18 protein-coding genes are annotated in these 22,906 nt (G+C 65.3%); 16 read left to right on the forward strand and 2 right to left on the reverse strand.

Annotation, left to right across the window (positions count from 1 at the left end; all coding sequences use genetic code 11):
- Positions 1-16 precede the first annotated feature (16 nt).
- The 4 genes from recG to FHT09_RS02450 all read left to right on the forward strand — a co-directional run bounded on the left by recG (position 17) and on the right by FHT09_RS02450 (position 5,054).
- Positions 17-2,161 (forward strand): ATP-dependent DNA helicase RecG, encoded by a 2,145-nt coding sequence (gene recG / locus FHT09_RS02435; RefSeq protein WP_104605031.1) that lies wholly within the window; start codon positions 17-19, stop codon positions 2,159-2,161.
- 120 nt (positions 2,162-2,281) lie between these two features.
- On the forward strand, positions 2,282-3,220 hold the full coding sequence (locus tag FHT09_RS02440; protein WP_104605029.1) for a nucleoside hydrolase: 939 nt from the start codon (positions 2,282-2,284) through the stop codon (positions 3,218-3,220).
- Between the two features lie 71 nt (positions 3,221-3,291).
- Complete coding sequence (locus FHT09_RS02445) at positions 3,292-3,534, forward strand: type B 50S ribosomal protein L31 (RefSeq protein WP_024938126.1); 243 nt, start codon at positions 3,292-3,294, stop codon at positions 3,532-3,534.
- 230 nt (positions 3,535-3,764) lie between these two features.
- The gene (locus tag FHT09_RS02450; protein WP_024938127.1) at positions 3,765-5,054 is read left to right on the forward strand and encodes a citrate synthase; all 1,290 of its coding nucleotides are present in this window, start codon (positions 3,765-3,767) and stop codon (positions 5,052-5,054) included.
- A 104-nt stretch (positions 5,055-5,158) separates the two neighbouring features.
- On the opposite strand, the gene FHT09_RS02455 is transcribed toward FHT09_RS02450, so the two are convergent.
- Both FHT09_RS02455 and FHT09_RS02460 read right to left on the reverse strand, forming a co-directional pair.
- Positions 5,159-5,809 carry a hypothetical protein gene (locus tag FHT09_RS02455; protein WP_104536192.1) on the reverse strand — a complete coding sequence of 217 codons (651 nt, stop codon included), beginning with the start codon at positions 5,807-5,809 and terminating at the stop codon, positions 5,159-5,161.
- Between the two features lie 229 nt (positions 5,810-6,038).
- Positions 6,039-8,465: a penicillin-binding protein 1A gene (locus FHT09_RS02460; RefSeq protein ID WP_104605027.1), complete on the reverse strand. Its 2,427-nt coding sequence runs from the start codon at positions 8,463-8,465 to the stop codon at positions 6,039-6,041.
- Between the two features lie 217 nt (positions 8,466-8,682).
- Here FHT09_RS02460 and FHT09_RS02465 point away from each other — a divergent pair, with 217 nt between their 5' ends.
- The 12 genes from FHT09_RS02465 to FHT09_RS02520 all read left to right on the forward strand — a co-directional run bounded on the left by FHT09_RS02465 (position 8,683) and on the right by FHT09_RS02520 (position 22,843).
- The gene (locus FHT09_RS02465) at positions 8,683-9,741 is read left to right on the forward strand and encodes a pilus assembly protein PilM (protein WP_104536190.1); all 1,059 of its coding nucleotides are present in this window, start codon (positions 8,683-8,685) and stop codon (positions 9,739-9,741) included.
- Positions 9,741-10,499, forward strand: coding sequence for a PilN domain-containing protein (locus FHT09_RS02470; protein WP_104536189.1), 759 nt, complete (start codon positions 9,741-9,743; stop codon positions 10,497-10,499). The genes FHT09_RS02465 and FHT09_RS02470 overlap by 1 nt, the downstream gene beginning before the upstream one ends.
- The gene (locus FHT09_RS02475) at positions 10,496-11,161 is read left to right on the forward strand and encodes a type 4a pilus biogenesis protein PilO (RefSeq protein WP_104605025.1); all 666 of its coding nucleotides are present in this window, start codon (positions 10,496-10,498) and stop codon (positions 11,159-11,161) included. The genes FHT09_RS02470 and FHT09_RS02475 overlap by 4 nt, the downstream gene beginning before the upstream one ends.
- Positions 11,158-11,691, forward strand: a complete 534-nt coding sequence (locus FHT09_RS02480) for a pilus assembly protein PilP (protein ID WP_104536187.1) — start codon at positions 11,158-11,160, stop codon at positions 11,689-11,691. The genes FHT09_RS02475 and FHT09_RS02480 overlap by 4 nt, the downstream gene beginning before the upstream one ends.
- 19 nt (positions 11,692-11,710) lie before the next feature.
- Complete coding sequence (locus FHT09_RS02485; protein ID WP_104605023.1) at positions 11,711-13,657, forward strand: type IV pilus secretin PilQ family protein; 1,947 nt, start codon at positions 11,711-11,713, stop codon at positions 13,655-13,657.
- Positions 13,658-13,970: 313 nt separating this feature from the next.
- Entirely contained in the window at positions 13,971-14,990 is a 1,020-nt protein-coding gene (locus FHT09_RS02490; protein WP_104605021.1) for a MoxR family ATPase, read from the forward strand.
- 22 nt (positions 14,991-15,012) lie between these two features.
- The gene (locus FHT09_RS02495; protein WP_104605019.1) at positions 15,013-15,975 is read left to right on the forward strand and encodes a DUF58 domain-containing protein; all 963 of its coding nucleotides are present in this window, start codon (positions 15,013-15,015) and stop codon (positions 15,973-15,975) included.
- Positions 15,976-15,977: 2 nt separating this feature from the next.
- The gene (locus FHT09_RS02500) at positions 15,978-16,439 is read left to right on the forward strand and encodes a DUF4381 domain-containing protein (protein WP_104605195.1); all 462 of its coding nucleotides are present in this window, start codon (positions 15,978-15,980) and stop codon (positions 16,437-16,439) included.
- Positions 16,436-17,443: a VWA domain-containing protein gene (locus FHT09_RS02505; RefSeq protein ID WP_104536184.1), complete on the forward strand. Its 1,008-nt coding sequence runs from the start codon at positions 16,436-16,438 to the stop codon at positions 17,441-17,443. Before FHT09_RS02500 ends, FHT09_RS02505 begins: the two co-directional genes overlap by 4 nt.
- Entirely contained in the window at positions 17,440-19,293 is a 1,854-nt protein-coding gene (locus tag FHT09_RS02510; protein ID WP_104605193.1) for a tetratricopeptide repeat protein, read from the forward strand. Before FHT09_RS02505 ends, FHT09_RS02510 begins: the two co-directional genes overlap by 4 nt.
- On the forward strand, positions 19,290-21,023 hold the full coding sequence (locus FHT09_RS02515) for a BatD family protein (RefSeq protein WP_104605017.1): 1,734 nt from the start codon (positions 19,290-19,292) through the stop codon (positions 21,021-21,023). The genes FHT09_RS02510 and FHT09_RS02515 overlap by 4 nt, the downstream gene beginning before the upstream one ends.
- A 539-nt stretch (positions 21,024-21,562) precedes the next feature.
- A complete protein-coding gene (locus FHT09_RS02520) occupies positions 21,563-22,843 on the forward strand; it encodes a dicarboxylate/amino acid:cation symporter (RefSeq protein WP_181141234.1) in 1,281 nt (426 codons plus the stop codon).
- The last annotated feature ends 63 nt before the right edge of the window (positions 22,844-22,906 follow it).

Raw genomic sequence — 22,906 nt, forward strand, 5'->3', positions numbered from 1 at the left:
ACCCGAGCGCCCTGCCGTGCCGCGTGCCGTGACCGTCACCCCGCGCCTGGCCGTCGCAGGCCAGGCCTCGCTTGCCAGCCTGCCCGGCGTCGGCCCCAAGGTGGCCGAGAAATTCGCTGCGCGCGGCATCTTGACGCTGCAGGATCTGTGGCTGCATCTGCCGTTGCGCTACGAAGACCGCACCCGGCTGACCACGATCGCGCAGTTGCAGAGCGGCGTGCCGGCGCAGATCGAAGGGCGTGTGGATGCGGTGGAGCGCGGCTTCCGTTACCGGCCGGTGTTGCGGGTGGCGGTCTCGGACGAGTCGCATGGCAGCGTGGTGCTGCGCTTCTTCCATTTCCGCGCGGCGCAGGTCGCGCAGTTCGCACCGGGCACGCGGCTGCGGGTGTTCGGCACGCCCAAGCCGGGACAGAACGGCTGGGAAATCGTACACCCCAGTTACCGCGTGCTGGCACCGGGCGAGGATGCCGGGCTGGGCGACAGCCTGGATCCGGTCTATCCGGTGCTGGAAGGCGTGGGCCCGGCCACGTTGCGCAAACTCATCGGCCAGGCGCTGGAGCGCTTGCCGGCCGAGGCCGCGCTGGAACTGCTGCCGCCGCATTGGCTGCAGGACGCACAACTGCCGTCGCTGCGCAGCGCGCTGCTGACCATGCATCGCCCGCCGGTGAACACCGACCCGCAGCAACTGCTCGCAGGCGGTCATCCGGCCCAGCAACGCCTGGCGATCGAAGAACTGCTGGCACATCAGCTCAGCCTGCGTCGCCAGCGTATCGCCCTGCAGCGCTTCCGCGCACCGCTGCTGCCTGGCAACGGCACCCTGGTGCAGCAGCTGCGTGCGGCATTGCCATTCCAGCTTACCGGTGCGCAGCAGCGCGTGTTCGCGCAGATTGCCCGCGACCTGGCAAAACCGTCGCCGATGCTGCGGCTGGTGCAGGGCGATGTCGGCAGCGGCAAGACCGTGGTCGCCGCATTGGCCGCGATGCTGGCGGTGGAGCAGGGCAAGCAGGTCGCACTGGCCGCGCCGACCGAGCTGCTGGCCGAGCAGCACCTGACGAATCTGCGTGGCTGGCTGGAGCCGCTGGGCGTGCGCATCGTCTGGCTGGCCGGCAAGGTCACCGGCAAGGCGCGCGCCGCGGCAATGGCCGAGGTGGCCTCCGGCCAGGCGCAGGTGGTGGTCGGCACGCACGCCCTGATGCAGGACGCGGTGGTCTTCCACGATCTGGCACTGGCCATCATCGACGAGCAGCACCGCTTCGGCGTGCATCAGCGCCTGGCCTTGCGCGACAAGGGTGCGGCCGCCGGCAGCGTGCCGCATCAGTTGGTGATGACCGCCACGCCGATCCCGCGCACCCTGGCGATGTCCACCTATGCGGATCTGGATGTCTCGGCCATCGACGAGCTGCCGCCCGGGCGCACGCCGGTGCAGACCATCGTGCTCAGTGCCGAGCGTCGGCCGGACCTGGTCGAGCGCATCCGCGCCGCCTGCGCCGAGGGGCGCCAGGCGTATTGGGTCTGCACCTTGATCGAAGAAAGCGAAGAGCCCGGCAAGGGCGCGCCCAGTGGCCCGCCAAGGATTGAAGCCCAGGCGGCGGAGGCTACCTTCGAAGCCCTGTCCGCACAATTGCCCGGCGTGCGCGTGGCGCTGGTGCACGGGCGCATGAAAGCGGCGGAAAAACAGAAGGCCATGCTGGATTTCAAGCAGGGCCATACCGATCTGCTGGTCGCCACCACGGTGATCGAGGTGGGTGTGGACGTGCCCAATGCCTCGCTGATGATCATCGAGAATGCCGAGCGCCTGGGTCTGGCGCAGTTGCACCAGTTGCGCGGCCGGGTCGGGCGCGGCGCGGCCGCGTCCAGCTGCGTGTTGCTGTATCAGGCCCCGTTGTCGATGATGGCGCGGCAACGCCTGGAAACCATGCGCCAGACCAGCGACGGCTTCGTGATTGCGGAAAAGGATCTGGAGCTGCGCGGCCCCGGCGAATTGCTGGGTACGCGGCAGACCGGCCTGGCCAGTTTCCGCATCGCCGATCTCACCCGCGATGCCGGACTGTTGCCGCGCGTGCAGGTGCTCGCCGAGCGGCTGTTGGCCGAAGCGCCGGAGATTGCCGACCGCGTGGTCGCGCGCTGGATCGGCAGCGCGGTGCGTTACGCCGCCGCGTGAGCGGCGGGGATTGGGATTCGGGATTGGTCAGAGCTAGCTGCTGCGGCCTATAGGTTCGCGTGACCGGCCGATCCTTGCGAAGATGCGGCAACGAATCCCGAATGACCAATCTCCAATCCCATGACAAACAAGATACCGCTGCTGATCGACACCGACCCGGGCGTGGACGACGCGCTGGCCTTGCTGATGGCCTTCAACGATACCCGGCATGACGTCGTTGGCCTGACCATCGCCGCCGGCAACGTGGGCCTGGAGCACACCGTGCGCAATGCCTTGAAGGTCTGTGAGATTGCCGGGCGTGAGGATGTGCCGGTCTATGCGGGCTGCCCGCAGCCGTTGTTGCACCCCTCGGTGGACGCGGCGCATGTGCATGGCATCGACGGCTTCGGCGATGTCGGCCTGGCGCCGGCCAAACGCACTGCCGAGACCGAGCACGCCGCGCTGGCCATCCTGCGCCTGTCGCACGAATACGCCGGCGAGCTGTTGCTGGTCGCGCTCGGCCCGCTGACCAATCTGGCCCTGGCCCTGACGCTGGATCCGACCCTGCCGCAGCGCGTGGCGCGGCTGGTGGTAATGGGCGGTGCGCTGACCGGGCACGGCAACATCACCGCCGCGGCCGAATTCAATATCGGCTTCGACCCGGAAGCGGCGCATATCGTGTTCCGCGGCTTTCCGCAGTTCGACGTCGCCGACTGGGAAGCCACCGTCGCGCACGGTCTGCTGCATCGCGATGTCGAGCAATGGCTGACGGCCGACTCCGCGCAGGCGCGTTTCTATGAGGAGATCTCGCGCAAGACCCGCCTGTGGTCCGAAGACAGCCGCGGCGAGTACTGGTACGCCGCCGACGCGCTGGCGATGGCGTTCGCGCTGCACCCGGAGGGCGCGCAGCGGCTGGAGCAGCGGCCGGTGCATATCGAGCTGACCGGCACCCACACCCGCGGCATGACCCTGGTGGACTGGGATCGCCGGGATGGCACCCCCGACAACGCCAACCTGTTGCTGGACTACGATCGCCAGCGATTCTTCGGCCTGGTCGCAGGGGCCCTGGCGGCAAGCTAGGGCGATCTTGCGCCGGGCGCCTGGTGGCCGCTATAATGCCCGGCTTATCCAGGCAGCCCGGCGCCAAGTCCATGAAAGATAACGTTCATCCCAGCTACAACGACGTCGTCTTCCACGACGTGACGTCCGATTTCAAGATTCTGACCCGTTCCACCATGAGCTCGAAAGAGACCGTGAAGTGGGAAGACGGCCAGGAATACCCGCTGATCAAGGTGGATATCTCCTCGGCCTCGCACCCGTTCTATACCGGCAAGCACAAGGTGATCGACACCGGCGGCCGGATCGACAAGTTCCAGAAGCGCTACGCGCGCTGAGCTTGCAGGACGGGCTGTACCGGCAGCGGCCGCGCATTGCGCGGCCGTTGTTTTTTGGGGCGTTGGCAACTTCGCTTTCACGCCTTCGACGGGGGCGTCTACGACTTCTGTCCAAGCGACGGCCAAAATGTTGCTGTGCGATAATGACGTGATCCGGGGCGATGCCCTGGACTTCCATCACGTGCCTGCCCGCTTGGTGACAGGTGCCTTCCACTGAAGGAGCGTACACAGTGTCCGATCTTGATCAGGTCACGCTCAACGCCGGCGACAAGTCGGTCGTTCTGCCGGTTCTCAAGCCCACGCTTGGCAATGATTGCGTCGATATTTCAAAGCTGACCAAAGAAACCGGTCTGTTTACCTACGACTCGGGCTTTACCGCCACCGCCAGCTGCAAGTCGGCCATCACCTATATCGATGGCGACAACGGCGTGTTGCTGTATCGCGGCTACCCGATCGAACAGTTGGCCGAGAAGTCCAGCTTCCTCGAAGTCTCGTACCTGCTGATGAACGGCGAGCTGCCGACCGCGGACGAATTCAAGAAGTTCGACCACGAAGTCACGCATCACACGATGATGCACGAGTCGCTGAAGAACTTCCTCGGTGGCTTCCGTCATGACGCCCACCCGATGGCCATGCTGGCCGGTTCGGTTGCCTCCCTGTCGGCGTTCTACCACGACACGCTGGACCTCAACGATCCGGAGCAGCGCCGCCAGGCCGCCATCCGTCTGATCGCCAAGGTGCCGACCCTGGCTGCTGCCGCGTACCGTTATTCGATCGGCTGGCCGATCCGCTACCCGCGCAACAACCTCAACTACGTCGACCGCTTCCTGCACATGATGTTCGAAGTGCCGAGCGAGCCGCTGGAGATCAATCCGGTGGTGGCCAAGGCGCTGGATCTGCTGTTCATCCTGCACGCCGATCACGAGCAGAATGCCTCGACCTCGACCGTGCGTCTGGTCGGTTCGACCGGTGCCAATCCGTACGCTTCGGTCGCAGCGGGCATCACCGCGCTGTGGGGCCCGGCACACGGTGGCGCCAACGAAGCGGTGCTGAAGATGCTGGAAGAGATCGGCACCGCCGACAACGTCGAGTCCGCCGTGGCCAAGGCCAAGGACAAGAACTCCTCGTTCCGCCTGATGGGCTTCGGTCACCGCGTCTACAAGAACTTCGACCCGCGCGCCAAGATCATCCGCGAGATGACCCACAAGGTGCTGGGCGAGTTGGGTGTCAACGATCCGCTGCTGGAAGTGGCGCTGAAGCTGGAAGAAGCGGCGCTGAAGGACGACTACTTCGTGCAGCGCAAGCTGTACCCGAACGTCGACTTCTACTCGGGCCTGATCTACAAGGCGCTGAACATTCCGGTGGAAATGTTCACCGTGATGTTCGCCATCGCACGCACCGCCGGCTGGGTGTCGCATTGGCTGGAGCAGCAGGTCGATCCGGAAATGAAGATCGGCCGTCCGCGCCAGATCTACACCGGCTACGACAAGCGCGACTACACCGACGCCGGTCAGCGCTAAGCGCTTGCGGTTGTCTGCTTGAACGAACGCCCCGCATCGCGGGGCGTTTTTGCTTTTACGGGGTAGCGATGTGGTCGGTGCGCGCGCGTGATGACGCGCTGCGATCAGCGCGCGCGCGGCAGGGCGTCGCCGCTGTCGTCTTCTGCCAAGAGCTGACGCAGCTGGGCGGCGGAGGCGCGCTGCATCGGTTTTTCGTCCAGCGGCGACAACGGCGCCTGGCGCAGGGCGTCATACGGCAGCACGGTCAGGTCGAAGGTCAGCTCTTCGGCGCTGAACAACCACACCGGAAACTCGGCAGTGCGCTCGCGGTCCAGCCGTAGCCGGCGCGTACGCAGTTCGGCCGGAATGCGATGTTCTTCCAAAAATCGCTGCACGGCGTCGGCATCGTCGCTGTGCAGCTGCAGCTGTACCGGCGCATTGGCGTCGGCCGTGCCATCGAGCACCGGGCCGGCCAGGCGCGGCTGGAACGGGCTGAGGAACTCCAGCGCGCGCAATGCGGCCTCGCGGCGTTGGCGCAGCCGCACCCCGTGCCCAGGCCCGGCGAACAGGCGTTGGTGCTCGCGCAATGCATCTTCGATCTCGCGATTGCGGGGCAGCGATGCGTCGTCGTGGATGCCCAACCGGCTGGCCGCCTTGAGCTTGGCCTGATGAAAATCGCGGATGCCGCCTTCGGCCATCAACCGGGCCGCTTCGTGCGCCAGACGGTGGCGCCGTTCTCGGGTTCGCGTATCGGCGTGTTCGCGCGCGTGATGCATGACCGGGCTCCCCTAATGAACCTGGTTCGACTCTACAACAGCGGCATGAAGAGGTGGCGAACGCGTCGCGCTTACCCCGAAAGGGCAATCACGCAACGGTGATTGCCCAGTGCCTTCTACTGAACCTGAAGACCGTCAATGCCGCAAAACCGATCAGGGAATCGAGCGGACGAAGCCGTTCCGATTCCCCAATCCCGATTCCCGATTCCCGATTCCCCAATCCCAGCCCTCAAAAGATATCGAACGCCTTCTCGTCCTGCTGTTCCCGCAGGCCGTAGTCATAGTCCTGCAGACGATCCAGATCCTCGTTCTTCACCCATTCCACCGCGCCATTGATGGTGGCCTGGGTCATGCCGTCTGGCGGATCGTTGGCGGCGATCGGCTTGTCCTTCAGCGCCACGCGCATGTAGTCGATCCAGATCGGCAGTGCCGCCTTGCCGCCGTACTCGCGATAACCGAGCGAACGGAAATCGTCGCGACCCACCCACACCGTGGTGGCATAGGGACCGCCGAAACCGGAGAACCAGGCGTCGCGGTGATCGTTGGTCGAGCCGGTCTTGCCGCCGACGTCCTCGCGCCCGAGCACCTTGGCCGCAGTGCCGGTGCCGCGCTGGACCACGTCGCGCATCATCGACACCAGCTGGTAGGCGGTACGCTCGTCGATGGCACGCGGCGCGATCTTGGTTTCGGTGGTGGCAGCCGGGGCGGTCTCCGCCGGCGTGGCCGGCGTCGCCGTGGTCGGCTCGATCGACTTGGGCAGCGCGGGGGCCCCGAAGTTGAAGCCGTCCACCACCTGGCTCACCGGCGCGACATTGCCGCCCTGCAATGCGCAGGTACGGCAGGCCACCGCCGGCACTTCCTTGAAGACGACATTGCCGTCGCGGTCCTTGACCTCGTCCACGATCCAGGTCTCCACCCGCGAGCCGCCATTGGCGAACACCGCATAGCCACGCGCCACCGACAACGGCGTCAGCGACGCGGTGCCCAGCGACATCGACAGGTTGGGCGGCAGCTCGGCTTCCTGGAAGCCGAATTGGCTAATGTATTTACGTGCAAAATCGACGCTGATCGCGTCCAGCAAGCGGACCGACACCAGATTGCGCGATTGCACCAACGCCTCGCGCAAGCGCATCGGGCCGCGGAAGCCGCCGCCGTCGTTCTGCGGCGACCAGGTCTTGCCGCGGCGGTCGCGGAACACCACCGGTGCATCGAGCACGATCGAGGCCGGGTTAAAGCCCTTCTCGAACGCTGCCGCATACACGAATGGCTTGAAGCTGGAGCCGGGCTGGCGGCGCGCCTGGGTGGCGCGATTGAACTTGTTGCCGGCGAAGCTGAAACCGCCGACCAGCGCACGCAGCGCACCGCTGTTGGCATCCAGCGACACCAGCGCGGCCTGGCCGCGCGGCAGCTGGTCGATGATCCATTCACCGTCTTTTTCACCCGCACGGATGCGGGTCAGGTCGCCACGCGTCAGCAGCTTGGCCGGCGTCTTGCTGGTCCAGCGGCTGGCGCTGGCCGGCAGGGTCAGCTCGGTCTTGTCGCTCTGCACGACGGTCACGCCGCCATCGGCATTAGTGCGTGCCACGATCACCGCGCGCAGGCCGCCCTGGGTAAACACGCCCGACAGATGCTTGGCCAATGCCGGCGCATCCGCATCGGCGGCGACATCGAAATGCTGCTCCACCCCATGCCAGCCATGCCGGTGGTCGTACAGGCGCAGGCCTTCGGCAACCGCCGCATCGGCGCCGGTCTGCAGCGTGGCATCGATGGTGGTGGTGACGTGGTAACCCTTGTTGAGCACATCGCCGCCGTACTTGGCGATCATTTCCTGACGCACCAGTTCGGCCACGTAGGGGGCGTAGACCTCGACCGGCGGCTCGTGCGGCTTGGCATGCATCGGCACCGCCTTGGCGGCGTCGGCTTCGGCCTGGCTGACAAAGCCCAGGTCGGCCATGCGTTGCAACACGTAGTAATCGCGACGTTCCTGCGCGCGCTCCGGGTTGCTGATCGGGTTGCCGCTGGACGGGAACTTGGGGATGCCGGCCAGCGAGGCCATCTCGTCCAGGCTCAACTCGCTCATCTTCTTGCCGTAGTAGTACTCGGCCGCAGCACCCACGCCGTAGGCGCGATTGCCGAAGAAGCTCTTGTTGAGATACAGCTCGAAGATCTCGTCCTTGCTCAGCTCACTCTCGATCTTGCGCGCCAGCAGGATCTCGGCGAGCTTGCGGGTATAGCTGTATTCGGAACTGAGGAAGAACTGCCGTGCCACCTGCTGGGTGATGGTCGAGCCACCCGGCACGCGCTTGGCGTCGGTGCTGGCCAGCAGCCATACCGCGCGGGCGATGCCCTTGTAATCCACGCCGCCGTGCTCGTAGAAGCGCGCATCCTCGGTCGCCAGGAAGGCCTGCTTCAGGCGCAGCGGCACGTCCTTCATCTGGATGGGGTAGCGCCGGGTCTCGCCATAGACGGCCATCAGGCGGCCATCGTTGGAATAGACGTACATCGGCTCCTGCAACTGGACCTGCTTGAGTGACTGCACATCCGGCAACTTGGAGGAAATGGCGTAATACAGGCCGCCGGCAGCAATAGCGCCAAGCAAAGCGAGCACCACGAACGCGGCCAGGATCCAGCCCAGCCAACGGCGAATACGGGGCATGTTGAGAGAGATTCCGATTGCAGATTTCTTGGTCACAGAGTATAGATGACGCCGGGTTTGGCTGGGGCCGAACTCTGGGGATCGCAGAAGACAGCACTGGGGGTCACGGCGCGTGGGCCATCGCCTTGCTCGTGAAGGGCTTGTCAACTGTTAAAATTTGATTATTAATACGAGGGCGCAGACAAGCGTCCAAGTGCCCATCGGCAGGGGAGTTTCCGTGGGGCTTCTACCCAAGAGTCAATCGCCACTGATTGGTGTCGATATCAGTTCCACCGCGGTCAAGCTCTTGCAGCTGTCGCGCAGCGGGAACCGCTTTCGCGTGGAACATTACGCGGTAGAACCGTTGCCGCCCAATGCGGTCGTGGAAAAGAACATCGTCGAGGTCGAGGCGGTGGGCGAAGCCATTCGCCGCGCCATCAACCGTTCCGGCAGCAAGGCCAAAAGCGCGGCGGCTGCGGTGGCCGGGTCGGCAGTGATCACCAAGCTGATTCCGATGCCGGCCGATCTGGACGAGAGCGATCTGGAAGCGCAGGTCGAGCTGGAAGCCACCAACTACATTCCGTACCCGATCGAGGAAGTGAATCTCGACTTCGAGGTGCTCGGCCCGATGCCCAACAGCCCGGACATGGTCCAGGTGCTGCTGGCCGCCTCGCGTTCGGAGAATGTGGAACTGCGCCAGTCCGCGCTGGAACTCGGCGGTCTGACTGCCAAGGTGATGGACGTGGAGGCCTTCGCGGTCGAGAACGCCTTTGCCCTGGTCGCCAGCGAGTTGCCGGTGGCTGCCGATGCGGTGGTTGCGCTGGTGGACATCGGCGCGACCATGACCACGCTGAGCGTGCTGCGCTCCGGTCGCAGCCTGTATAGCCGCGAGCAGGTCTTCGGCGGCAAGCAGCTCACCGACGAGGTGATGCGCCGTTACGGGCTGACCTACGAAGAGGCTGGCCTGGCCAAGCGTCAGGGCGGTTTGCCGGAGAGCTACGAGGTCGAGGTGCTGGAGCCGTTCAAGGAGGCGACGGTGCAGCAGATCAGCCGCTTGCTGCAGTTCTTCTACGCGGGCAGCGAATTCAATCGCGTCGACTGCATCGTGCTGGCCGGCGGCTGCGCTGCGCTGTCGCGCCTGCCGGAGATGGTGGAAGAGCAGCTCGGCGTGACCACCGTGGTCGCCAACCCGCTCGCGCAGATGACGCTGGGCCCGAAGGTCCAGGCGCATGCGCTGGCGCTGGATGCACCTGCATTGATGATCGCCACCGGCCTGGCCCTGAGGAGCTTTGACTGATGGCAAGAATCAATCTTTTGCCCTGGCGCGCCGAGCGCCGGAAGGCGCGCGAGCGTGAGTTCTATTCGATGCTGGGCTTCGCCGCGTTGGGCGGCGTGCTGCTGTCGGTCCTGATCTGGTTCTACTACGACGCGCAGATCAGCGGCCAGGCCGAGCGCAATGCGTTCCTGACCGCCGAAATCGACAAGGTCAAGGCGCAGAACGAAGAGATCAAGGAGCTCGACAAGAAGAAGGACCGCCTGCTTGCCCGCAAGAAGGTGATCGAGGAGCTGCAGGCCAATCGCTCGCAGATGGTGCATCTGTTCGATTCGCTGGTGCGGACCATTCCCGATGGCGTGGCCCTGACCAACATCAAGCAGGACGGCGACATCCTGACCCTGGAAGGGCGTTCGCAGTCCAACGCGCGCGTCAGTACCTATATGCGCAACCTGGAAGGATCGGGCTGGATGACCAACCCGGACCTGTCGATCATCGAGGCCAAGAGCCAGGACAAGGCCGGGCAGCCTGCGGGATCGTCGATGGACACCAAGACGCTGCCGTACGTGTTCACACTCAAGGTCAAGCTGGCCAATCCGAACGAGGCCGACAAGGACGGCACCGCACCGGCCGATGCGCAAGCGCCGGGTGCAGCGCCGGCCGGTACGCCAGCGGCGACACCTGCAGTACCTGCGCCTGCCGCGTCGCCGGCCGCTGCTCCTGCACCCGTGCAGCCAGCGCCGGCGTCAGCCACTCGGCCGCAGGAGGGGGCGGCGTCATGAGTAAGAAATCATTCAAACTCAGCGATCTGGATTTCAACAACATCGGCGGTTGGCCGCAGCAGGCACGCATCGTGTTCTGCGTGGTGGTCGGTCTGTTCATCCTGGTGCTGGCCTGGTTCCTGTTGATCAGCGGCAAGCGCGATGAACTCGAAGGCCTGGAAGGCGCCGAAACGCAGCTGCGTACCGAGTTCGAGACCCAGCAGGGCCGCGCGGTGAATCTGGAGCCGCTCAAGCAGCAGCTCGCGCAGATGGAGCAGGTGCTGCAGCAGATGCTGCGCCAGCTGCCCAGCAAGACCGAAATGCCGGATCTGATCATCGACATCTCGCAGACTGCGCTGTCCAGCGGCTTGTCCAACGAGTTGTTCCAGCCGGGCCCTGAGTCGCCGAAGGAGTTCTACGCCGAGAAGCCGATCGCCTTGCGCATGGTGGGCAGCTACCACCAGTTCGGTGCCTTCGTCAGCGGTGTCGCGTCGCTGCCGCGCGTGGTGATCCTGACCATGCACGACATCAACCTCAAGCCGAAGGATCCCAAGGCCGGTATCACCCCGCGCGGGGCGCTGGAACTGTCCGGCACGGTCAAGACCTATCGTTATCTGGACGATGAGGAAATGGCCGAGCAGGAGAAGGCTGCGGCCGACGCTGCGAAGAAGGGCGGCCAATGACCATGAAACTGCTCAAGATCCTGTCCTGCGTGGCGCTAATTGCTGTATTGCCGGCGTGTACACGCGGTGTCACCAGCACACCGGGCGATGCGCCGAATCTGGAAGCCTGGGTCGCCGAAGTGCGTGCACGTCCGGCACCGCCGTTGGAGCCATTGCCGGTGATGCAGCAGTTCGAGACGTTCGAATATGCGGCGCAGTCGATGCGCGACCCGTTCAGCGATGCCTGGGTCAGTGCGGAAGGCGGCAACGGCACGCGTCCGGATCCGAACCGGCGCAAGGAGCCGTTGGAGGCCTACCCGCTCGACGCCCTCGACATGGTGGGGACCATTGGCGGCGGCTCGGGCCTGATCGCCCTGGTCATGGCACCTGACAAGGTGACTTACCGGGTGCGGCCGGGCGTGTATCTGGGACAGAGCGATGGCCGGGTTACCGGGGTCTACGAAGACCGCATCGAGCTGATTGAACTTGTGCCGGACGGTGCGGGTGGATGGCTTGAACGGCCGGCCGCGCTCGCATTGGATGATCAATAAAGTGATAGGGGATAGCACGATGACGTTTTCCAATGCCCAGCGGCTGCGTCCGGTTCGGCGCCACGCGGTACTCCAGGCCTGCGCGTTGGGGTTCGCGCTGGCGTTGGCGAGTGGCGGCGCGTTCGCGGCGGCGGCACTGAAGCAACCTGTGCAGGATCCGGCCAAGACCGCTCCGGCGAGCCTGGCGGTGTCCAAGATCGATTTCAAACGTGGCGAGGATGGCGCTGGCCGTCTGATCCTGCAGTTCGATGGCCAGGGTGCCAGTCCGGATCTGCGCACGCAGGGCGATAACGTGCTGGTCGACATCAGCAACGCACGGTTGCCTGCCGAACTGCAGCGTCCGCTCAACGTCACCGACTTCGCAACGCCGGTGCAGCGTGTCGAGGTCAAGCCGTCCGGCTCGGGTTCGCAGCTGGTGCTGTCGACCAAGGGCGCGTTCGATTCGCTGGCCTACCAAACCGGCAACGAGTACGTGGTCGAAATCACGCCGCGCAAGGGACAGCCTGCGGTCGGCGGCGTCAGCGCCGCGGCAGTCACCCAGGCCGCCGCGCAGATCGCTGCGCGCGGGTACAGCGGCCGTCCGGTGACGTTCAACTTTCAGGACGTGCCGGTACGCACCGTGCTGCAGCTGATCGCCGAGGAATCCAACCTCAATATCGTCGCCTCCGACACCGTGCAGGGCAATGTCACGCTGCGACTGATGAATGTGCCGTGGGACCAGGCGCTGGACATCGTGCTGCGCGCCAAGGGCCTGGACAAGCGCCGCGACGGCGGTGTGGTGTGGGTCGCCCCGCAGCCGGAGCTGGCCAAGTTCGAGCAGGACAAGGAAGACGCCCGCATCGCGATCGAGAACCGCGAGGATCTGATCACCGATTACGTGCAGATCAATTACCATAACGCGGCCGTGATCTTTAAAGCGCTGACGGAGGCCAAGGGCATTGGTGGCGGTGGTCAGGGCGGCGGTCAAGGTGGACAAGGCGGCGCAGGGCAGCAGGACAACGGGTTTTTGTCGCCGCGTGGCCGTCTGGTTGCCGACGAACGCACCAACACCCTGATGATCAGCGATATTCCGAAGAAGGTCGCGCAGATGCGCGAGCTGATTTCGCATATCGATCGGCCGGTTGATCAGGTGTTGATCGAAAGCCGTATCGTGATCGCAACCGATACGTTTGCGCGTGACCTCGGTGCGCGGTTTGGCATTACTGGTTCAACCGGTCGCGGTATTTTGAGTGGCTCATTGGATAGTAATGTCAATTTCCAGAATACCTCCGCTCAGCGTGCCAATGAACTTGCTAACACAGGCACAAGCACAACGTTACCTTCGCACCTATTCCCATCTGGGTTGAACGTGGACCTTGGTGCAAGCGGGTTTACCAACAGCAGGGCGGCAGGTCTTGCATATACGCTGCTTGGTTCCAATTTCAATCTCGACATCGAGCTCTCGGCGATGCAGGAGGAAGGGCGTGGCGAGGTCGTTTCAAATCCCAGAATTGTCACTGCCAATCAGCGTGAGGGTGTCATCAAGCAGGGACGGGAAATTGGTTATGTAACCATCAGCGGTGGCGGTGCTGCAGGTTCGGCCGCGCAAGCCAACGTGCAATTCAAGGAAGTGCTGCTTGAGCTGAAAGTCACTCCGACCATTACGAATGACAATCGCGTTTTTCTGAACATGAATGTTAAGAAAGACGAAGTCGCGCGGTTTATCATTCTGCAAGGCTATGGCACTGTGCCGGAAATCAATCGTCGTGAAGTCAATACCGCTGTGTTGGTGGGTGATGGCGAGACGGTGGTAATCGGTGGCGTTTATGAATTTACGGACCGTGAGAGCGTCTCCAAGGTTCCCTTCCTAGGCGACATCCCCTTTCTCGGAAATTTGTTCAAGAAACGTGGACGCAGCAAGGAAAAAGCCGAGTTGCTTGTCTTCGTTACCCCAAAGGTGTTACGCGTTGCAAGTGCCACTCCGTAAGGAGAAGGCATATCAAAGAGAGGCCGCGAAAGCGGCCTTTCTTTCATGGTGAAGCGTGTGATTAACGCAGACCGGCTGTTGGCCCTACGGCGCGACCGCAAGCAGTTGTCTGTGTCTTGTTGTCAGCGACTGCTAGAACTTCCGGAGCCGTTGCCCGTCTTGGCTTTGATCGGATTAGCCTGATCGGGTTGCCAAAACGCGATGGATACAAAGGTTCCTGCTTGTGTGACGCGCTTCATGCCGGGAGTCACTGACTGAATGCTCTAGAGCCATCGAGTGAACCAATCGTGCTCGAATCGGTCACACTGGGCCTATGAACGCACCGCCGCTGTTGCCCCCAGAAGCCGCTGCCGCGCCCGCCGAGGACCGGTTGCACCGTCAATTCACCTTGCTGCGCGAGTCACTGGCGCAGCGCATCGTGGGCCAGTCTGCGCTGGTCGAGCGGTTGCTGATCGCCCTGCTGGCCGATGGTCATCTGTTGGTCGAAGGCGCGCCCGGGCTGGCCAAGACCACCGCGATCCGCGCACTGGCCTCGCGCCTGGAAGCGGATTTCGCGCGGGTGCAGTTCACCCCTGACCTGTTGCCCTCCGATCTGACCGGCACCGAGATCTGGCGGCCGCAGGACAGCCGGTTCGAGTTCATGCCCGGGCCGATCTTCCATCCGATCCTGCTGGCCGACGAGATCAACCGCGCGCCGGCCAAGGTGCAGTCGGCGCTGCTGGAAGCCATGGGCGAGCGCCAGGTCACCGTCGGGCGGCACACCTATGCGCTGCCGCAGCTGTTCCTGGTGATGGCCACGCAGAACCCGATCGAGCAGGAAGGTACGTTCCCGTTGCCCGAGGCGCAGCTGGACCGCTTCCTGATGCACGTGCGCATCGGTTATCCGCAGGCCGACGCCGAGGCGGAGATCCTGCGTCTGGCACGTGACGCCGCACGCGATACCCTGGAAAAGCACGAGACGGTGCCCGACAAGATTCCGCTGGAAGATGTCTTTGCCGCGCGTCGGTTGGTCCTGGACGTGCATCTGGCGCCGCAACTGGAACGCTATCTGATCGAGATCGTGCTCGCGTCGCGCGATGCCCAGCGCTACGACCCGGCATTGGCGCGGCGGATTGCCTGGGGCGCGAGCCCGCGTGGGTCGATCGCGCTGGAGCGCTGCGCACGTGCGCGTGCATGGCTGGCCGGGCGCGACTACGTGACCCCGGACGATATTCGCACGATTGCCCCGGACGTGCTGCGCCATCGCGTGCTGCCCAGCTACGAAGCCACTGCCGAAGGCTGGGATGGCGAACGTCTGGTCGCCGCCTTGCTGGAAAAGATTCCGCTGCCCTGATCGGGTAGCGTGTTGCTGAGGTATGCCGTCCTCTGACCAGAATCCGATGTCTTCGATGCCGTCTTCTTCTCCTGTCACCGCTCCTGCGTCGATCGCCGGCGATGGACTGCGGCCGACGCTGACGGAGCTGATCGCGCTGCGCGGCACCACGGCCCACCGCGGGCAGTCGGGTCGTGGTCGCCATGGGCTGGTCGGGCCGGTGCCGGCGGCGACGCGCGGGCGCGGAATGGAATACGCCGAGTCGCGCGAGTACGTGGCCGGCGACGATGCGCGGCATATCGACTGGCGCGTCACCGCGCGTACCGGACGTGCGCACACCAAATTGTTTCAGGCCGAGCGCGAACGCTTGAGTCTGATTGTGGCCGATACCTCGCCGGCGCTCTTCTTCGGCACGCGGATGCGCTACAAATCGGTGCAGGCCGCACGTGCCGGCGCCGTTGCGGCGTGGCTGGCGCAGCGGCAGGGCGACCGGATCGCTGCGCTGCGTGGCACTGCCAGCGAAGCGCCGATTGCGCCGCGCTCGGGTCAACGCGGGGTATTGCCGGTGTTGGATGCGTTGGCGCGCTGGTATGCGCAGCCGCCGTCCGGCGATGCGGGCCTGGAGGTGGCACTGGACCATGCCGCACGGCTGTTGCGCCCGGGTGCGCGGCTGACCGTGCTGGCCGATGCGCGCAGCGCCAGCAGGATTTCTGCCACACGCTGGTCGGGTCTGGCCTTGCATCACGAGGTGGTGGTGATCGTGCTGGTCGACCCCCTGGAGCTGGCGCCACCGGCCCGCGCACTCAGCTTCGATGTACGGGGTGAGCGCATTGCGATCGACCTGTCCACGCAGGCCGGACGTGCGCGTTGGCAGGCCGAGTTCGTGGCGCCGCTGGAACAATTGACCGCGGTCCTGCAGGCACGCGGTGTGCGCCTGCATCGCCTGTCCACCGACGATGCCAGCGATGCCTGGTTGGGCGGCAGCGCCGCGGTGCGGAGCCGATGACGGTGTCGCCGCAAACGCTGCCGTTGCGCGATGTCCATCTGCCGCCGTCGCCGTCGTGGTGGCCGCTGGCGCTGGGCTGGTGGCTGGTGATCGCGGCAGTGGTCCTGGTGCTGGGCACCGCAGGATGGGTGTGGTGGCGTCGCCGTCGTCAGCAGCGGCGCTGGCTGGCGGCATTCGATGCCGAGTTGCAGCGCGCAACGACCCCCGCGCAGCGCCTGGCTGCGTTGTCGGTGTTGTTGCGGCGCGCAGCGCGCAGCGTCGATGTGCAGGCCGACCGACTGCAGGGCGAGGCATGGCTGCAGTTTCTGGACGGGCGCAAGAGCAAGACGCAGGCCTTTTCGCAGGGACCGGGGCGCCCGCTGCTGGACGGCGGCTTTCAACGCGCGCCGGCGGTGTCCGACCTGGATGCGGTGCAGGCATTGGCGCGGCAGCGGTTTCTGAGTTTGATGCGAGGCTGGCGATGAACTGGCTGCAGTGGTCGCAATGGCAGGATGCGCTGGCGCACTGCGCATGGCCGTGGGCATGGTGGTTGATGCCGCTGCCGTTGCTGATGTGGTTCTGGCCGCAGCGCCGCGCCGATACGGCCGCGCTGCGCGTGCCCTACGCCGACCAACTGCATGCGGTTGCGCAGGCGAAGAGCGCGCCGGTACTGCGGGTGCCGCGCTGGCTTGCCTGGTTGGGCTGGTTCTTCCTGTGCGCGGCGCTTGCGCGCCCGCAGCAATTGGGCGATGTGATCCAGCCGCCGCGTGAGGCGCGACAGATGATGCTGGCGGTGGATCTGTCCGGCAGCATGAGCGAGCCGGACATGGTGCTCGGCGGCAATGTGGTGGATCGCCTGACCGCCGCCAAGGCGGTGTTGTCGGACTTTCTGGATCGTCGCGACGGTGATCGGGTCGGCCTGCTGGTATTCGGTCAGCGCGCCTACGCATTGACGCCGTTGACCGCCGACCTGACCTCCGTGCGCGACCAGCTGGCCGACAGTGTGGTGGGACTGGCCGGGCGAGAAACGGCGATCGGCGATGCGATCGCGTTGTCGGTCAAACGGCTGCGCGAGCAGAAGCAGGGCCAGCGCGTGGTGGTGTTGCTCACCGATGGCGTCAATACCGCAGGCGTGCTCAATCCGCTCAAGGCCGCCGAACTTGCCAAGTCCGAAGGCGTGCGCGTGCATACGATCGCCTTCGGCGGCAATGGCGGTTATTCGTTGTTCGGCGTGCCGATTCCTGCCGCGGGCAATGACGATATCGACGAAGACGGCTTGCGCAAGATCGCCGCGCAAACCGGTGGGCGCTTTTTCCGCGCCCGCGATACGGAAGAACTGGCCGGCATCTATGCCGAGCTGGATCGACTGGAGCCGGTCAAGGCGCCCGGCCCGTCGATGCAGCCGCGCGTGGAACGCTACTACTGGCCGTTGGGCGCTGCCATCGTGATTGCGCTGCTGACCTGTGTGTTGCCGCGGAGATGGCGATGAACGCGCTGACCGAACTGGCAGGCTGGCTGCAGTCGCTGCATCTGCTGCGTCCGGGTTTGCTCTGGGCCCTGCTGGCGATCGTGCCGGCGGCAGTGCTGTGGCAGTTGCGTCGACGCGATGCGGAGGTGTGGCGGCAAAGCGTGGATGCGCATCTGTTGCCGACCTTGCTGGTGTCCGGCAGTCGGCGTGGATGGCTGGGATTCGTGCTGGCTGCGCTGGCCTATGCGCTGGCGGTGGTGGCGATGACCGGTCCGAGCTGGCGGCAGACCGAGCGGCCGGTGTATCACTCCAGCATGCCGCTGGTGGTGGCGCTGGACCTGTCCTCCAGCATCATGGCCAACGATCTGCCGCCATCGCGTCTGCTGCAGGCGCGGGCCAAGTTGGTCACGTTGTTGCGCAAGCGCGCCGGTGGCGAAGTTGCACTGCTGGTCTATGCGGGCGAGAGTTTCACGGTTGCCCCATTGACCGAAGACACCGCCAATGTGGCGTTGTTCCTGGATGCGCTGTCGCCATCGGTGATGCCGGTGGAGGGTAAGCGCGCCGATGCAGCGATCGACGCGGCTACGCAGTTGCTGCTGCAGGCAGGTTTCAAGCAAGGCGACATCCTGCTGGTCAGCGACAGCGCCGATCGTGCGGCCGGGAGTTCCGCACGGCTGGCGCGCTCGCGTGGATTCAGCGTGTCCGCGCTCGGCGTGGGGAGCGCGCGCGGCGCGGCGTATCGCACCACGACCGGTGAGATCGCGCAGACACGGCTGGATGAAGGCAGCCTGCGCGATCTTGCCGGGCAGGGTGGTGGTCGCTATGCGCGCATCACCGCCGACGATGCGGACCTGCGTGCGCTGGGCATGCTCGATCCGGCGCAACAGCCGCTGGCCGATGAAACCGCCGAGTCCAGCGGTGGCAAGACCTGGCTAGACGAGGGCTACTGGCTGCTGCTGCCGGTGATGCTGTTGGCGCTGCTGGCGTTCCGGCGGCGTGCGGTTGTGGCGGTATTGGCCCTGGTGTGCGTGTTGCCGTTGGCCCAGCCTGCGCATGCTGCCGAGGACACCTTGTGGCAACGCGCCGACCAGGTGCAGCAGCAACGCCTGGATGCCGGCGTGCAGGCGTATCGCAAGGGCGATTTTGCCGCGGCACAAAAAGCCTTCGAAAATGTGCCCACCGATGAGGGGTTGTACAACCTCGGCAACGCGCTGGCCAGACAGGGCCAGTACGATCAAGCGATTGCGGCCTACGACCGGGCGCTCAAGCACCATCCGGATCAGCCCGACGCCATCGCCAATCGTGCGGCAGTGGATGCGGCGCGCAAGCGTCAGCAGCAGAACAACAAAGACGGTAAGGGCCAGGACGGCAAAGGCCAGTCCGACGAGCAGAAGCGATCCGGGCAGAACAGCCCCGGCCAGAATCAGTCCGGGCAGAACAAGCAGAGCGCTCCAAACGCTGGCCAGGACGGGCAAGGCAAGCAGGATTCGCGAGGCAAACAGGACGGCAAGGATCAGTCGTCTGCGCAGACGCCGCAGGACGCAGCCTCGCAGGACCAGCAGTCCAAAACCGGCCAGGGCGAGCAGAGCAAGCAGGACGCAGCGCCGCAGTCGGCCGACGCCAAGGCGCAGCGGCAGGCCGATGCCGCGCAGCGGCAAAAGATGCAGCAGGCGATGGCGCAGGCTGGCGACAGGAGCGCCGATGCAAACGGCAAGCAGGCCGCCGCGGCGACGGCGAACGAAACGCCGGAGCAACGCGAGCAGCGTCAGGCGGTGGATGCCTGGCTGCGGCGGGTGCCGGACGATCCGGGCAGCCTGCTGCGCACCAAATTCAGGCTGGAACACGAACGCAGGCAACGGGACGGACGATGATCGGCACACACCATTTGCGCCGCGCGGCGATCGGCATGTTGACCGGCGTGATGCTGCTCACCTGTGCACCGGCGGGCGCCGTCACGCGCGCGTGGCTGGACCGCGACAGCGCCGATGCCGGCGACGTGGTGATGCTGAATATCGAAACCGATCAACGTGGTGTCGATCCGGATTACACGCCGTTGCGCAACGACTTCGCGCTGGGGGCCAAGAGTGCCAACCAGCAGATGCAGGTGAGCAATGGGTCGGTGGCGATGCGCGCGTTGTTCGGTGTGGTGCTGACGCCGCGCAGGAGCGGCGAGCTGATCGTGCCGGCGATCCGCGTGGGTAACGAGCGCACCGAGCCGTTGCGGCTGCAGGTGGGGGCTTCGGCAAACGATGCCGGCAGCAGCGCGCCCAGCGCAACAGCGGCGGCGCAAGGCAACGAGGATGCCTTTGTCCAGACGCAGGTGGACGATCCGCAGCCCTATGTGCAGCAAAGTGTGGGCGTGGTGGTGCGGTTGTATTTCGCCACGCAACTGGCGTCCGGCGAGTTGGACCTGGAAGCGCCCGACGGTGCATCGCTGCAGCGCATCGGCGACGACATCAGCTCGGTCAAGGTACTCAATAACCGTCAATACAATGTGGTCGAACGGCGCTATCTGCTGGTGCCCGAGCGCAGCGGCCGCCTGGTGTTGCCGTCGGCGCGTTTCAATGGTCGGTCGGTCGGCGGCTTCTTCGACGACTACTTCGGTCGCGGCAATGGCGAACTGAGCGCACGCAGCGCCAGCATCCCGCTGCAGGTGCGCGCGCAACCGGCCAACGCGCCGCAGCCGTGGCTGCCGTTGCGCAGCCTGCAGTTGCGGTATACGACCACGCCGCAGCGTGCCACCGCCGGTGAAGCGGCGCAACTGGTGGTGGAAGCCAGCGCACGCGGCGCCACCCAGGCGCAATTCCCGGAATTGCCGACCCCGAGCGTGCCCGACGCGCAAGTGTTCGCCGAGCCGGCGCAGTACGAAGAGCGCTTTGTGGATGGTTCGCCGCAGTTGCGGCTGACCCGCCGCTATTCGATCGTGCCCAACCGCGCCGGTCCGTTGGTGGTGCCCGGCTTGCAGGTGGCGTGGTGGGATGTGGGCGCGGCGGCGGCCAAGACCGCGGCATTGCCGGACCTGACGCTGGATGTGGCGGCAGGCAGCGGCGCGTTTGCGGCGCCTGCGCCGGCGCCAGCATCCAATCCGACACCGGATAACGCTGCGACAACTGCTGCGGGCGGCACGCTGAGCCTGCAGCAACCCGCGGCCACGCAACGGCCATGGGGCTGGATCGCCGCGGCGATCGGGTTTGCGCTGCTGTGGATTGCCACCCTGGTGTGGGCCTTGTTACGGCGTCGCGGCGGTTCGCACGGCGCGTCGGTGATCGACGCCAGCGATGCAGCTGCGCCCGGTCGGCGTGTGACGCATGGTGTAGCCGAGCTGCGACGCGCGCTCGATACCGGCGGCATGGACGACGTGGCTGCAGTGCTGTGCGGCATGGCCGGCGTTGCCGATATCGACAGCGTGCTGGCAGCGTTGAGCGACCCGGCGCAGCGGGCAGCGGTGGCACAGATGCAGCGTGCCCGCTGGGGCGGCGATGGCGACGTGACCAGTGCACGCTCGGCCTTGCGCGAGGCCTTTGCCAAGGGCCCGCGTTGGCGGCATGCCACGGCGGCGGAGCCGGAAGTATTGGCGCCGCTGTATCCGCCGGCGCCTTGATCGGTTTCGCTGCATCGGAAGTTGCTGACTGGGTCTAGATGGTCACCATGTCCAGTCCCGCTCTGACGCATTGATTCCGGTTGCACCTGGTTCTTCACCTGTGCTGCTTAAAACAAGGCGTTGGGTCTGCGACCTGGCTGCAGGGCCCTTGCCCGCCCACCATCGCGGGACACGCCGCAAGTACGTCCATGTAGGCGCTTACGCGGCATCCATGCCGCGTAAGCGCCCGCGACGGTGAGCGGGCAAGGACCCGTCGGGATGGTCGGCGTGCATGTTTGCAAGCAAGAGCTCATGGCCGGATCCCACCGCGTCCCAAAAGCGATTGGGCATCGCGGCCCGGTACACGCAGTTCCAAGTAGCGGCTGTGCATGCCCCACGGTGGGCGCGCCAGGTTTGTCGAACGCTCCAGCGCCCGTATCGGCTGACGTGGGGAGCTGCACCTACCCTCGGGCAGGCGCACCGCGGGAGGCCGGGTAGGTGGCCGCGTCGATGGCGTTTGTTAAGCTCCGGGGCTTGTGTCCAGATCAAGGCCCGACCAGATGACTGCATCCCCCGCCGCACGCCGCCCGGGCCTGCCCCTGCATTGGAAGATGGGCATTGGCTTCGCCGTCGGTCTGCTGCTGGGTCTGGCTGTCTACTATCTGGCCGGCAGCGATGCCGACTGGGTGCGCGTGGTCACCAGGTACGTCACCACCCCGTTCTCGCAGATCTTCCTCAACCTGATCTTCATGCTGATCGTGCCGTTGCTGTTTTCGGCATTGGTGATGGGCATTTCCGAGATGGGCGACATCCGTGCGCTCGGGCGCGTGGGGTGGCGCACCCTGGGCTACACCGTCGTGCTGTCCGGCGTGGCGGTGTTGCTGGGGCTGGTGCTGGTGAATGTGCTCAAGCCCGGTGCCGGCGTGGACCCGCAACTGGCCAACCAGTTGATCCAGCAGAACGCCGAGCGCACCCGCGAGATCATCTCCAGCTCCGGCACCCAGCCGCAGGGCATGGACATGCTGCTGTCGATCGTGCCCAGCAACGTCATCGCGGCAGCGTCCAGCAACGGCGCGATCCTGTCGCTGATGTTCTTTGCGGTGATGTTCGGCGTGGGCATGGTGCTCACCGCCGACGAAAAAGTGGCCACGCTCAAGCGCGGCATCGAAGGCATCTTCGAAATCTCGATGACCCTGATCGGCTTGGTGATCCGCCTGGCGCCGTACGCGGTGGCCTGTTTCATGTTCAATCTGGCCGCGCTGTTCGGCTTCGATCTGTTGATCCGCCTGGGCGCTTACGTGGGCGTGGTGGTGCTGGCGCTGGGCCTGCACATGGTGGTGAGTTACGGGCTGGCGGTGAAGTTCGCCGGGCGCTCGCCGGTCGGCTTCTTCCGGCAGACCCAGGAGGCCACGATGATGGCGTTCTCCACCGCGTCCAGTAACGCCACCCTGCCGACCGCCCTGCGCGTGGCCGACGAGATGGGCCTGCCGCCGCGGGTGTCGCGCTTCGTGCTGACCGTGGGCGCTACCGCCAATCAGAACGGCACCGCCTTGTTCGAAGGGGTGACGGTGATCTTCCTGGCGCAGTTCTTCAACGTCGACCTGAGCATCGGCCAGCAGTTCATGGTGATGCTGGTCTGCATCCTGGGCGGTATCGGCACCGCCGGCGTGCCGTCCGGCTCGCTGCCGGTGGTGGCGCTGATCTGCGCGATGGTTGGGGTCAACCCGGTCGGCATCGGCATGATCCTGGGCGTCAATCACTTCCTGGACATGTGCCGGACAGCGCTGAATGTGACCGGCGATCTGGCGCTGACGACCTTGGTTGCCAAGGGCGAGGAATAGGGAGTCGGGAATCGGGAATGGGTAAGAGCGGGCTGTAGCGATCGGTACGGGTGATGTGAGGTC

Origin of the sequence: Xanthomonas sp. CFBP 8152, assembly GCF_014199025.1 — a bacterium.
Lineage (GTDB): Bacteria > Pseudomonadota > Gammaproteobacteria > Xanthomonadales > Xanthomonadaceae > Xanthomonas > Xanthomonas arboricola_B.

Coding starts and splice junctions, on each gene's coding strand:
- FHT09_RS02495 (WP_104605019.1), top strand. CDS start 15,013: ATGCCGTCCTCTGACCAGAATCCGATGTCTTCGATGCCGTCTTCTTCT.
- FHT09_RS02460 (WP_104605027.1), bottom strand. CDS start 8,465: ATGCCCCGTATTCGCCGTTGGCTGGGCTGGATCCTGGCCGCGTTCGTG.
- FHT09_RS02510 (WP_104605193.1), top strand. CDS start 17,440: ATGAACGCGCTGACCGAACTGGCAGGCTGGCTGCAGTCGCTGCATCTG.
- FHT09_RS02490 (WP_104605021.1), top strand. CDS start 13,971: ATGAACGCACCGCCGCTGTTGCCCCCAGAAGCCGCTGCCGCGCCCGCC.
- FHT09_RS02505 (WP_104536184.1), top strand. CDS start 16,436: ATGAACTGGCTGCAGTGGTCGCAATGGCAGGATGCGCTGGCGCACTGC.
- FHT09_RS02475 (WP_104605025.1), top strand. CDS start 10,496: ATGAGTAAGAAATCATTCAAACTCAGCGATCTGGATTTCAACAACATC.
- FHT09_RS02470 (WP_104536189.1), top strand. CDS start 9,741: ATGGCAAGAATCAATCTTTTGCCCTGGCGCGCCGAGCGCCGGAAGGCG.
- FHT09_RS02515 (WP_104605017.1), top strand. CDS start 19,290: ATGATCGGCACACACCATTTGCGCCGCGCGGCGATCGGCATGTTGACC.
- FHT09_RS02480 (WP_104536187.1), top strand. CDS start 11,158: ATGACCATGAAACTGCTCAAGATCCTGTCCTGCGTGGCGCTAATTGCT.
- FHT09_RS02455 (WP_104536192.1), bottom strand. CDS start 5,809: ATGCATCACGCGCGCGAACACGCCGATACGCGAACCCGAGAACGGCGC.
- FHT09_RS02520 (WP_181141234.1), top strand. CDS start 21,563: ATGACTGCATCCCCCGCCGCACGCCGCCCGGGCCTGCCCCTGCATTGG.
- FHT09_RS02440 (WP_104605029.1), top strand. CDS start 2,282: ATGACAAACAAGATACCGCTGCTGATCGACACCGACCCGGGCGTGGAC.
- FHT09_RS02445 (WP_024938126.1), top strand. CDS start 3,292: ATGAAAGATAACGTTCATCCCAGCTACAACGACGTCGTCTTCCACGAC.
- FHT09_RS02485 (WP_104605023.1), top strand. CDS start 11,711: ATGACGTTTTCCAATGCCCAGCGGCTGCGTCCGGTTCGGCGCCACGCG.